The organism is Pseudomonas sp. SDO524_S393 (assembly GCF_054071875.1).
On sequence record NZ_JBSVVZ010000076.1, the window covers coordinates 16,582 to 28,395 of the forward strand.

Consider the following 11,814-nt stretch of genomic DNA (forward strand, 5'->3'; position numbering starts at 1 on the left):
TGCCTGAACGTTTCAGGGATGCTTGCGCAGCAGTGGCAGCACCTCCGCCCCCACATGAATCGCCTCTTCCAGGTGTGGAAAGCCCGACAGGATAAAGCTGTCCACCCCCAACTGGTGATACTCCTCGATCCGCTCCGCCACCCGGGCATAGCTGCCCACCAGGGCGGTGCCGGCGCCGCCGCGTACCAGGCCCACCCCGGCCCACAGGTTGGCGGACACTTCCAGCTCCCGTGCGCCGCGGCCACGGCCTTGCATCAGTTGGGTCTGGCGGCTCTGGCCGACGGACTCATAGGTCGCCATCTGCCGTTGTGCCTGGTCGATGGCATCCTTGGGGATTTCTTCCAGCAGGCGCTCCACATGGGCCCAGGCCGCGTCATCGGTAGGCGCGGCGAACACATGCAGGCGCAGGCCGAAGCGCAGGCTGCGGCCCTGGGCGGCGGCGAGGTCGCGCATGCGCTGGATGCGTTCGGCGATCATCGCCGGCGGTTCGCACCACATCAGGTAGGTTTGCCCGTGGGCCGCGCCGACGCGTTCGGCGGCTTCGGAAGCGCCGCCAAAGTAGATGGGCGGCGCGATCGCCCCTGGCGCAATCGCGGTGGCGGCGCCGCTGCGGTAGTAACGACCCGGGTGCGACGACGGCTGGCCGGTCCACACGGCCTGAAATGCCTGGAGGAATTCGGCGGTGCGTGCATAGCGCTCGTCATGTTCGAGAAAATCACCCAGCGAGCGCTGTTCGAAACGGCTCGAACCGCTCACCACATGCAGCGCCAGGCGGTTCTCGCTGAGCAGTTGCAAGGTGGCGGCGCGGTGGGCGGTGTAGGCCGGCAGTTCGGTGCCGGGTCGCAGCGTGAGCAGGAATTTCAGGCGACGCACTTCCTGGGCCAGCACGGCGGTGATCAGCCACGGGTCTTCGAAACCGCTGGCCGTGGGCACGAGGATGCCGTCGAAACCGGCCTGTTCGGTGGCGCGCACGATCTGGCGCAGGTAGTCCAGGGTCGGCGCGCGTTCGCCCTGCTGGAACAGCCCGACCTTGGGCAAGCCGCTGCTGGTGAGGTGGCGACCGTCGCCATTGGTGGGCAGGAACCAGTCCAGCTGGATCGGCGGGCGTGGATCGGCAGACATGTTACGGGCGCTCCTTGCGCAAGAGAGGGACGACGTGCTCGCCAAAGCGCAGCACCTCACTGACGGCCGGGCCGCCTTCCACGATCAGATGGGTCAGGCCGAGGCCGTGCAGCTCCCGCAGGCGCGTGGCGACCTGCGGCGCAGTGCCCACCAGGATCAGCGGCTGCCCCGGCGCCAGTTGCAGCAGGTTCGGGTGCACCTCCCACTGACGCAACGGGTGGCGCGCGCGGGGCAGGGTAGCCAGCGGTTCGACGGGCATTGCCGGTACCGGTAACAGACTGGCGGCGGTTTCCCAGGCCAGGTCTTCGCTGTCGCCGAGGATCAGGCCGAAGGTACAGGCGAAATTCAACGCCGGTTGAATCGCTCGCCAGCGCTGTATTTCGGTGGCCAGCCACTGGGGATGGCCGGGCGCGAGCAGGCAGGTGCGAGCATGGGCAGCCACCAGCGCGTGGCTGTGGCTGTCGTCCAGCACCAGCGGTGGCGCGGGCAGTTCGCGGCGGGCGACGCCGGCGTTTTCCAGTTGGAAGTACAGGCCCTGGTAATCCAGCCCACCGTCCTTGGGCGCAAGCAGCTGGCCGAGGATGTCCAGGTATTCGCCGATCCGCTCGCTGCGCTGGTCACGGTTGAGCCAATCACCGAAGGCACTGCGCTCGCTGTTGGGCAAGTGCACCTGCACGCGGTGGCCGCTGATCGATTGCAGGCTCTGCAAGGTAGTGGCCAATGCCGCCGGCAGCATCACTTCCGGCGGCACGCTCACCGACAGACGCACCCGCCGCGTGTGGGCGCACAAGGCCGCCGCCACTCCCAGGCTATCGGCGCACAGCGCACCGCCGGGGATCCACAGACCATCGAGCCCGGCGTACTCGACCGCCTGGGCCAACTGAATCCATTGCCCTGGCCGCGCCGCCCAGTCGGGGGTGCACAGGGGCATCAGCCAGCTGAATTCAAGGGGCATGCCCACACTCCGTTGTTGATCGTGGTTTCCAGCCCAGCGCCGGGGCGATGGTTTGCGCGAGGATTTCCAGGCGCTTGAGGATCTGCGCCTGGGTCGAGCTTTCGGCCTGGACCACGGCGATCAGGTGATCAGCATAAGGCAGCAGCGATGGGTCCTGTTGCAAGCTTTCGATCACTTCATCGGGATGGCCGTGGTGCACGTTCATCAGGCGCAGGTGCTCTTGCAGGTCCACGGCCTGATCGATCAGGCCTTCGCGCTGCAGGCGCGGGATATGCCGCTCGATGTCCACCGCCAACTCTGCCTGGGCGCTGGCGCGGTCGGCGGCGGGGAACACCGCACGCACCACGCCGATGCGGGGTTTGCGATCCGTGTGGGCCCAGGCATGCAGGTACGCGTCGGCCAAGGGTTTCTGCACGGTCAGCGGGTCGTGGGTGGCAGTGCCCAGCAACAGGCCGTTGCCCTGGCGCGCGGTATAGGCCGCGCCTTCGACACTGCCGTGGGAGTGCCACAGGCGTGTGCCCAGGCCCGGAGCCGGTGGTTGCAGGGTCAGTTCTCCGGTCAGTGGCCGGCCTTGCAACAGGTGTTGCAGATGTTGCTGGCGCTTGGCGAAATCGGCCTGGCGTTGGCTGGGGTCGCGATCGAAGGCGCTGAAGTTATCCAGGTTGGCGCCGCCGCTGCCCAGGCCCAATTGCACGCGTCCACCGCTCAAGGCATCCAGCACGCTGGCATCTTCGGCCAGGCGGATCGGGTCTTCGAACGGCAGCACGATCACCCCGGTGCCCAGCTCGATATGCCGCGTGCGTTCGGCCACCGCCGCCAGCAACACCAGCGGTGAAGGCAGGCGACCAAACCCGCCGCTGAGGTGATGCTGGGCAATCCAGCCGCTGTCGAAACCCAGGGCTTCGGCGACCTCGAACTGCTCGATCAGGTCACGGTAGACCTGCTGTGGATCATCGCCAAAGGCGTGGCTGAGAAAGCCCAGTTTGAAGGTCATGGTGCCGTTCCTGTGGGTTGCCAGCCGAGGGCCGGCGCAATGTGTTCACGGATGAATTCCAGGGTGCGGATCGCTTCGCGCAACGGTGTGCTGGTGGTCTGCACTTGCAAAATCAGGTGATCGTGGGGCGTGAGCGCCGGACCTTGCTGCAACTGCTCGATAATATGCTGCGGCGAGCCGTGCAGCACGCCGAGACGCTGGAGCGTGGCGTTGAAGTCATCGCCCTGTGCCGGCTTGAGGATGCCGATGCGTTGCTGGCGCTGCACATAGGTTTGGATATCGCGGCGGGTGGCGTCGTCGGGGGACGGCAGCAGCGCCTGTACCCGGGCCACGCGGGCGGGTGTACCGTTGTCGCCGGTCCAGGCGTTGCGGTAGCGGTTCACCAGCTCGACACCGGCCTCGGCAGGCAGCTGCGGGTTGGGCGCCATGATCAGGCCATGGCCGCGCTCGGCAACGGGTTCCACCCGCGAAGTGGCTTCCCATAGCCGATGGTTCAAGCCGCTGGCCCGTGGCGACAGGCGCGCGCCGCTGTCGGTCAAGGGCGCGTTGCCCAGGACATTGATCAGTTGGCGCAGGTGCTGTTCGTAATCCCGGTGGCGAGCGTCGGGGTCACGGCCGAAGGCCAGGAAGGTCTCGGGGTCGAACCCCGCGCCCAGGCCCAGCTCCAGACGGCCATTGCTCAGCAGGTCGAGCACCGCCGCATCCTCGGCCAGGCGCAGGGGCGCTTCCTGGGGCAGCACGATAATCCCGGTGCCCAGGCGAATGCGCTGGGTGCGCTGGGCCACCGCAGCCAGCAGTACCAGCGGGGCGGGCAGGCGCCCCTGTTCACTGGCGAAGTGGTGTTGCGCCACCCAGCCGTTGTCGAAGCCCAGCGCCTCGGCGACCCGGAACAGCTCCAGGGTGTCGCGATAGACCTGGGGGGCAAAGCCCGGGCTGTAGACCCGGCTCAGAAACCCCAGGGAAAAACCTGCGCTCATGGTTGTACCTCGCGGGTCAGTTGCCGTTGCAGCGCGACGCTGGCGTCGATGGATTCCGGCACACCGCTGAACGGGCTGATGGTCAGGTAGCCCTTGTTCAGCCACACCGCTTCATCGTGCTGTTGCGCAGCGGTGGCGGCGGGGCTGTACTGGAAGCCGATGCCGGGTTTGCCGGGCAGGTTGAATGGCTTGAGATCGTCGGTGTACAGCGCTTCGAAACCCACGTAACTGCCCACGCGAGTGAATTTCACGCCTTTGATCGCAGTGGCCTTGGGCAGGTTGATATTCAGGCCCAGGCCCGGGGGCAGCAGTGCGCCGTCGGCCTGTCGATGCCGGTCGAGGGCGTGAACCAGTTTGGCGACCAACAGCGCGGCGCGCTGGGGATCCGCCTCTTTCAAATCCGTACTCACCGCCAGCGCCGGGATGCCCGCTTGCAGGGCCACGCTCGCGGCATTGAAGGTGCCGGACGCCATGTTGATCGCCCCCAGGTTGTTGCCGGGGTTGGGCCCGACGATGACCAGGTCGGGATGCGGCAACACCTTGTTCAGCCCCATCAACACGGCCATCACCGGCGTGCCGCTGATTTCGATCTGCACCTGTTTGCCGGCGCAGTCCGCGCTCTGGCACAGGCCTTTTTCGGTGGTGCTGATGAAATAGCTGTCGGGGTAGGCGGGGTCGCTGTCGTGGCCCACCGTGACTTCACGCCCGAAGAAAAACGCCCCGCCCCGCGCACTTTGATCGCTTTGCGGCGCGGCGATCTTCACGCTGTGTCCCTGGGCTTTGAGTGTGGTGTAGAGCGCGCGGATATTCGGGTGCTGATAGCCGTCGTCGTTGCTCAGCAGGATGTTCAAGGCCAACGCCTTGGGCGCCAGCAGGCCGGTGCAGGCGAGCATCCAGGCGCGGCGTTTCATGCCGTGGCTCCCGCGCTGAAGCGGTTGACCGGCCGCGGCAGACCGAGGCTGTCGCGCAAGGTGGTGCCTTCGTAGTCGAGGCGAAACAGCCCACGCGCCTGCAACAGCGGGATCACCCGGTCGACGAACAGGTCGATGGCGCCGGGGAAGTACGGGAAGAACACGTTGAACCCGTCGCAGGCACGGGCCTGGAACCAGGCGTCGAAGTGATCGGCCACATCCTCGGCGGTGCCGATCACCGGGTTGCCGCCGGCCAGGCGCAGGTACAGTTGGCGAATGCTCAGGTTTTCGCTGCGCGCCAGTTCCAGCACTTTGTCGCGGCGGCTGCCCCGTTGACCGATCGGGGTGTCGGGCAACGGGCCGTCGAGGTCATGCCCGGACAGGTCAATGTCATCCCCCAGGGTGTCGGCCAGCAGGCGCAGGCCCAGCACCGGGTCGATCAAGGCCTGGAACGCGTCGAACAGCGCCTGGGCTTCTTCGCGGGTGTCGGCAATGAACGGGGTGACACCGGGCAGGATCTTGACGTGGTCCGGGTCACGCCCGAAGGCGGCGGCGCGGGCCTTGATGTCCTGGTAGAACGCCTGGGCGCCTTGCACCGAGTGCGAGTGCGCGAAGATCAGTTCGGCCACCCGGGCGGCAAGGTTTTTACCGGGCTCCGAAGCGCCGGCCTGCACCAGCACCGGATGGCCCTGGGGCGGGCGCGCCACATTGAGCGGGCCGCGCACGCTGAAGTGTTCGCCGCGATGGTTGAGCGTATGCAATTTGTTCGCGTCGAAGTACTCGCCAGTGGCCTTGTCGCGGGTGAAGGCGTCGTCGTCCCAGCTGTCCCACAGGCCCTTGACCACGTCGTGGAATTCCTCGGCGCGCTGGTAGCGGTCGCCATGGTCCACATGGTGTTCGCGGCCGAAATTCCAGGCCTCGTCGGAAACCACCGAGGTCACCAGGTTCCACGCCGCGCGGCCTCTGGACAGATGGTCGAGGGACGCGAACTTGCGCGCGAGGTGGTACGGCTCGTTGTAAGTGGTGGTGGCGGTGGCGATCAGGCCGATGCGGCTCGTGACGGCAGCCAGGGCCGACATCAGGGTCAGCGGTTCGAAGTGTTCGGCCCGCGCAGTGCGGCTCAAGGCATCATGATGATGCCCCCACAGCGCTACCACATCGGCAATGAACAGCGCGTCGAACTTGCCGCGCTCGGCGGTCTGGGCGATGTGTTTGAAATGCTCGAAATCCAGGCTGGCGTCAGCCTGGGCCAGCGGATGGCGCCAAGCGGCGACATGGTGACCGCTGTTGGCCAGGAAGGCCCCCAGTTTGAGTTGATCGGTGCGGCGGGTCATGAACAGGCTCCCATCGAAGTCAGGCACGGAACCGGCGAACCGGCTCCGTGCATCGGGTCAGAAGTTGTAGGTCACGCCGGTGTACCAGTAGCCGCCGGTGGTGCCGTAGGGCGAGAAGTTGCCGTAGGGGAAGGCGCCCGAACTGCTCGGCAGGTCGGTGCGTTCCGGGTACTTGTTGAACAGGTTGTTGGCGCCCGCATTCAGGGTGATCGCCGGGGTCAGGTGGTAGTCGATGTTCACATCGGTGATCCACGCCGGCGAGAAGGTGCGGTCGAAGGCTTCGGCGGTGCCGTATTGGGTGTACTCGCCGTAGCGGGTCAGGTTCAGGCCGACTTCGAGTTTTTCGTAGGTCCAGGTGGTGCCCAGCAGCAACTTGGACTGCGGCAGGCCGTACTTGAGGTTGCCCTGGCGCTGACGGTCGTAGCCACCGTCCGGGCCCAGGGTCTGGGCGGCGATGGCGGAGGCGTGGATGTCATCGATCTGGGTGGTGTTCCAGTTGAAGCCCGCGGAGTATTTCAGGTTGCCCCAGGCACCCACGTCCTGGCGAAACTCGCCCACCAGGTCGACGCCCCGGGTAGTGGTGTCGAGGGCGTTGGTGAAGTAGGTGACGGCCTGGTTCGGGTTGAGCCCGGCGGCGGCGAGAATCGCGTTGATCTGGGCCGTGCCGCCGAGGTAGCCGGTTTGCGCGATGCGGTCCTTGATTTTGATCTGGTAGGCATCGAGGGTGATGCTGGTGGCGTCGGTGGGTTGCAGGGTGAAGCCGAGGCTGAAGTTGGTCGACTTCTCGGGCTTCAGGTTGCTGGCGCCGAGGGCCTTGGCCACGTCGGAATTGACCGCCACGTTGCGGTAGTCGAACAGCTGGCCGTTGACGCTGGTCTGCGAGGTGGAGCTGTAGATCTGCTGGGCCAGGGACGGTGCGCGGAACCCGGTGCTGACGGTGCCGCGCACGGCGAGGATCGGCGTCAGTTGGTAGCGGGTGGAGAATTTGCCGTTGGTGGTGGTGCCCGAGCCGTCGTTGTAATGCTCGTAGCGACCGGCCAGGTCCACGTGCCATTTATCGGTGAAGTCCTGGCCGATCTCGCCGTAGCCGGCCAGGCTGATACGGCTTTTCTCGGTGGCGTCGGCGGGGGTGGTACCGGCTCCGGAAATTGTCCCCGGCGGGATCAGCGCACCGTTGGCGCCGGTGGTGAACGGCCCGCTGGCATAGGAAGCGAGGTCGCCCTTGCCGATCTTGTAGTTTTCGTAGCGCTGTTCCAAGCCCCAGGAAATCTGCGTCGGCTTGTACAGGCCCAGGTCGAAGGCGCGGGTCAGGTCGAGGTTGTTGGTCCACTGGCTGAAAGTCTTGACGCCGGTGTCCACCGAGGTCGGCGAGTTGGGGCCGTAGCTCAGGTTGTAGGTGTCGGTGAGCGTCGCGCGCGCGTGGTCCTGGCCGAAGGTGCTGGACAGGTCGTAGTCCCAGCCGGCGGCCTTGCCCTTGCCGCCGAAGGCGACCTGGAAGTCATCCTCGATAAACCGCAGGTTGTCTTCGATGCCTTCCGGGTACGGCGTCTGGATGCCGTTGAAGCTCGAAGGCTGGTGGAACGCCAGGGGTTTTTCCGAGTTGCGATGGGTGTAGGTGGAGAACGAATACAAGGTCAGCGCGTCATCGACCGGCAACTCGGCGTTGTAACCCAGGCTGAAGTTCTTCGCTTCGGGCAGGCCGGTGCCGTAGTAGGTGTGCCGCTGGCTGCTGTTGCCGGCGGAGTCGGTGTACGGCGCGTTGTCGGAGCGGTCGGAGACGTTCTGCTTTTTCACGTCCAGGGCCAGGTTGATAAAGCCGTCGTTGGGCAGGGCCAGGCCGACGTTGCCGGTCTGGCGCACGGTTTCGCCGTCGCCGTTTTCATAGTTCTGGCCGTAGCTGGTGGACAGGCTGCCGCCGTGGTCGGTCTGCTTGAGCACCACGTTGACCACGCCGCCGATGGCGTCCGAACCGTACTGGGCCGAAGCGCCGTCGCGCAGCACTTCGACGTGATCCACCAGGGCGGTGGGGATCATGTCCAGGTCCACCGGCTGCGAGCCGGAGTTGAGGTAGGTGCCGTTGTTCAGCAGTGCGCTGTTGTGCCGGCGCTTGCCGTTGACCAGCACCAGCACCTGGTCGCCGTTGAGGCCGCGCAGGCTGATGGGACGCACCACCGAGGTAGAGCCGAAACCCGAGGACGCCGGTTGGTTCAGTGATGGCAGCACCTTGCTCAGGGCGCGGGTCAGGTCGCCTTGCCCGGTGGCCAGCAGTTGCTTGGACGAAATCACATCCACCGGTGCCGGGCTTTCGGCCAGGGTGCGCGCCTGGCCACGGTTGCCGATCACTACCACGGTATCCAACGGGTTGTCGCTGGCCGGGGCGTCGGCGGCGAGGGCCAGGCTGCTGTAGCTGGCCGCTTCGCACAGGGCGACGAACAACAGGGTATGGGCGAAGGCCTTGCCGGGTTGGCGGCCTGCGGTGCGTGTTGCATTCATGATGGGAAACACTCCAATGGATGAGGCGTTGGGCCTGGGTCGAGGGCGGCTTGTTGGGTTCAAGCTCTGGTGGAAGGCTGGAGAGCAAGGCCTGTGCCATCTGTAAAATACGTTTTAAAACAGTGGCTTATTGATGGTGACGGGCAAGGGTTGGTGTTTTTCTAACAGGCCCCAAGGCAGGGTGTTGGTTTTTGTGCAGAGGGTTTGGTCACGTGGCCAGCGGCATTCCGTCGCGATGGGGGGTTGGGGCTTGGCACAGCCCTTGCTCACCCCCAGGCCATACCTGAACCCAAGGAAGTTTTATCCGTATGCCCAGACCTGGCCCGCGCAACGCCCTTACCGATATTCCCGGCCTCACGGTCGGCCACGCCACGGACCTGCACGCCGACACCGGCGTCACGGTGATCCGCCCCGAGGGTTTCTGGACCGCCAGCATCGACATTCGCGGCGGCGGCCCCGGCGGGCGCGAAACCGCCGCCCTGGAGCCGGAAAACATGGTCGGCCAACTGCACGCCCTGGTGTTTTCCGGCGGCTCGGTGTTCGGCCTGGGCGCAGCGGACGGGGTGGCGGCGAAGCTGTCCCACGACGACGTGGGCCTGCATTTGAAGCCCGGCGCCCCGGCGATTCCCATCGTGCCGGCGGCGGTGCTGCATGACCTGGCCAACGGTGGCGACAAGGCCTGGGGCCTCGACCCGCCTTATCGACGCCTGGGCATCCAAGCGCTGGAGAATGCCAGCCAGGCGTTCGCACTGGGCGCGGTGGGCGCCGGGCGCGGCGCCATGGCCGGGGTGCTCAAGGGCGGGCTGGGCAGCGCCTCCCTCGACCTGGGCGAGGGGTTGATCGTGGCCGCGCTGGTGGTCGCCAACCCGATTGGCTCGGTGTACATGCCCGATGGCAAAACCTTCTGGGCCTGGCCTTGGGAAGTGGCGGGGGAGTTCGGCGGCCAGCGCCCGCAAGGCGAGATGGATTGCAGCGACCCGATGCCCGAATTGTCACGGCTGGACTCCATGGGTCGTCTGCAAGCCGGCGCCAACACCACGCTGGTGGCGGTCGCCAGCACGGCGCGCATGACGGTTGCCGAGTGCAAGCGCGTGGCGATCATGGCCCAGGACGGCATCGCACGGGCGGTGCGTCCGGCGCACCTGCCCTATGACGGCGACACGGTGTTCGCCCTGGCGTCGGCGGCGGTGGCCTTGACCGACGGGCCACGACGCCAGGTGGAGATCGGCAGGATCGGCGCGGCAGCGGCGGATTGTGTGGCAAGAGCGATTGCGCGAGGCGTTTTTGCGGCCACGCAAAGCAGCCACGGGCAGGCTTGACCTGAGCGGGCTTGCAGGGGGGGAGCGGGCCTACTGTGATGAACAGAACTTATTGTGGTGAGCAGGCTCGCCCTCATGCTTTTGTAGTGAGCAGGCTTGTCCTGCGCTGGGCTGCGAAGCGGCCCCAAAAGCGGCTGTCTCAATCTGCCTGGAAACACGCGGGATCCTTGTTGGGTCTGCTGCGCAGACCCGCGCGGGACAAGCCCGCTCACTACAAAAATTGCGTTTGATTCTGAAAGCAAAGTGGGTCAGGTGAATCGTGAGATGCGTGCCTGGGCTTTCGCTGCTTGCTCCGGCAATCCCAACGCCTCGTACACCTGCACCAGGCTGCGATTGGTCGGCACGTCCCAGCCGTCATAACGACGCCGCAATTCCAGGGTTTGCTGGGCGGTGAACCAGTCGCCCGTTTGCAGCCGGGCATCCAGTTCCACCTGGGCGAAGAGGTCGCGCTGGGCATGGCTGCCGCCGATTTCGTTCAGGCGTGGCAGGGCGATGTTCAGCTGTTCCAATGCCTGCTGCCAATCACCCCGTGCATGGGCCAGCAAGCCGTTGGCCAGCGGCAGGGTCACTTCGCCCCATACCGGGCGCGCATCGACGCTGTGGTGGCGCAGGGCAGACAACAGCACATCCGCTTCGGGTTTGCCGGCCCGCGCCAGGCCGTACAGATATTGCACGCTGAGAAACGGCTGCACGGTGTCGTCCACCCGTCGTTGCAGGTAGGGCGCCAGCGCCTGCCAACGCTCGCCCACGTCGATGCCGGCCAGTTCCAGGCGCGCGAGCAATGACACCGCGCCCACCTGGTCCTGGGAGTATTCCGGCAGGATGCCCCACACGTGGCGGTCATAGATTTCCAGCACCCGTCGGTCCTCTCCGCGCGCCAGGTGGAACAGCGCCAGGTGCCACCAATTGTGGGTGTACATGAACGAGTTCAGCCCCTCCCAGTGATGGGAAACCCCCTCGAGAAACGCGATGCCTTCTTCGATACGCCCCTGGGTCAGCATCACATGGGCCAGGGCATGCTGGGCCCAGGGTTCGGAGGGTTGCAGGCGCAGGGCTTCGCGGGCGCTGGCTTCGGCCTCGTCGAGCAGGTGACATTGCTCGTAGGCGAAGGCCAGCAGGCCGTGACTGTGGGCGATATCCGGGGCGCCCGCGGTGGCCTTGAGACCGATGCGCAGCAGCGCCGGCCAGTTGCCGCGGTTGAACTCCAGGTACTGGTTGAGCTTGGCGGCGAACAGGTCGCGGGGGTAGCGGTCGAGCAGGCTTTCGCTCAACTGCAGGACTCGATCAAGGTCGTCGTTGATCCAGGCCTGCAGCACATCAAGGTAGAGCTGCGCGCGCGGGTGATCGGCGTGTGCCGCACGCTGACGGTATTTCTCCGCCAGTGCCGGGCCTTCGGGTGACTCGATGAACATCAGCAGCAAACCGGCGAAGGCATTGGCCAGTGCCGATTCGGGGTCGGCATCGGCGACGGCCAGGATGCGTTCGGCGCGCGGCTGGTAGCCGAGGAAGCCGCCGATGAAGTCGTCCAGTCCCTGGCGGGTGGACGGGTCGAGGGTGTCGATGGGGTTGCCGAGGTAGTCCAGTGACATGGGGTAGAGGCTCGTGGGGGCGGATGAGGATCACAGGGCAAACCCTGTGCCATCTGAACACCCCAGGCCTCTTGTGGGAGCGGGCTTGCTCGCGAACGCGGTGTGCCAGGTGAAACATGG

At 66.1% G+C, this 11,814-nt stretch carries 9 protein-coding genes; 1 reads left to right on the forward strand and 8 read right to left on the reverse strand.

Going from position 1 to position 11,814, the window contains the following annotated elements:
• Positions 1 to 12: 12 nt before the first annotated feature.
• Genes ACW9IB_RS25205 through ACW9IB_RS25235 form a run of 7 tightly spaced genes read right to left on the reverse strand, consistent with a single transcriptional unit; the run spans position 13 to position 8,786 of the window.
• On the reverse strand, positions 13 to 1,122 hold the full coding sequence (locus tag ACW9IB_RS25205; protein WP_457415915.1) for an LLM class flavin-dependent oxidoreductase: 1,110 nt from the start codon (positions 1,120 to 1,122) through the stop codon (positions 13 to 15).
• Position 1,123: 1 nt separating this feature from the next.
• Complete coding sequence (locus ACW9IB_RS25210) at positions 1,124 to 2,077, reverse strand: LLM class flavin-dependent oxidoreductase (RefSeq protein WP_457368326.1); 954 nt, start codon at positions 2,075 to 2,077, stop codon at positions 1,124 to 1,126.
• On the reverse strand, positions 2,067 to 3,071 hold the full coding sequence (locus ACW9IB_RS25215) for an LLM class flavin-dependent oxidoreductase (RefSeq protein WP_457415916.1): 1,005 nt from the start codon (positions 3,069 to 3,071) through the stop codon (positions 2,067 to 2,069). Before ACW9IB_RS25215 ends, ACW9IB_RS25210 begins: the two co-directional genes overlap by 11 nt.
• Positions 3,068 to 4,048 carry an LLM class flavin-dependent oxidoreductase gene (locus ACW9IB_RS25220; RefSeq protein WP_457415917.1) on the reverse strand — a complete coding sequence of 327 codons (981 nt, stop codon included), beginning with the start codon at positions 4,046 to 4,048 and terminating at the stop codon, positions 3,068 to 3,070. Before ACW9IB_RS25220 ends, ACW9IB_RS25215 begins: the two co-directional genes overlap by 4 nt.
• Positions 4,045 to 4,959 carry a 5'/3'-nucleotidase SurE gene (locus ACW9IB_RS25225; RefSeq protein WP_457415918.1) on the reverse strand — a complete coding sequence of 305 codons (915 nt, stop codon included), beginning with the start codon at positions 4,957 to 4,959 and terminating at the stop codon, positions 4,045 to 4,047. The genes ACW9IB_RS25220 and ACW9IB_RS25225 overlap by 4 nt, the downstream gene beginning before the upstream one ends.
• Positions 4,956 to 6,293 (reverse strand): LLM class flavin-dependent oxidoreductase, encoded by a 1,338-nt coding sequence (locus ACW9IB_RS25230; RefSeq protein ID WP_457415919.1) that lies wholly within the window; start codon positions 6,291 to 6,293, stop codon positions 4,956 to 4,958. The genes ACW9IB_RS25225 and ACW9IB_RS25230 overlap by 4 nt, the downstream gene beginning before the upstream one ends.
• A gap of 57 nt (positions 6,294 to 6,350) precedes the next feature.
• The gene (locus ACW9IB_RS25235) at positions 6,351 to 8,786 is read right to left on the reverse strand and encodes a TonB-dependent receptor plug domain-containing protein (protein ID WP_457415920.1); all 2,436 of its coding nucleotides are present in this window, start codon (positions 8,784 to 8,786) and stop codon (positions 6,351 to 6,353) included.
• A 308-nt stretch (positions 8,787 to 9,094) separates the two neighbouring features.
• Here ACW9IB_RS25235 and ACW9IB_RS25240 point away from each other — a divergent pair, with 308 nt between their 5' ends.
• Positions 9,095 to 10,105, forward strand: coding sequence for a P1 family peptidase (locus tag ACW9IB_RS25240; RefSeq protein ID WP_457415921.1), 1,011 nt, complete (start codon positions 9,095 to 9,097; stop codon positions 10,103 to 10,105).
• 248 nt (positions 10,106 to 10,353) lie between these two features.
• Here ACW9IB_RS25240 and ACW9IB_RS25245 read toward each other — a convergent pair whose 3' ends face one another.
• The gene (locus tag ACW9IB_RS25245; protein ID WP_457415922.1) at positions 10,354 to 11,694 is read right to left on the reverse strand and encodes a tetratricopeptide repeat protein; all 1,341 of its coding nucleotides are present in this window, start codon (positions 11,692 to 11,694) and stop codon (positions 10,354 to 10,356) included.
• Positions 11,695 to 11,814 lie beyond the last annotated feature (120 nt).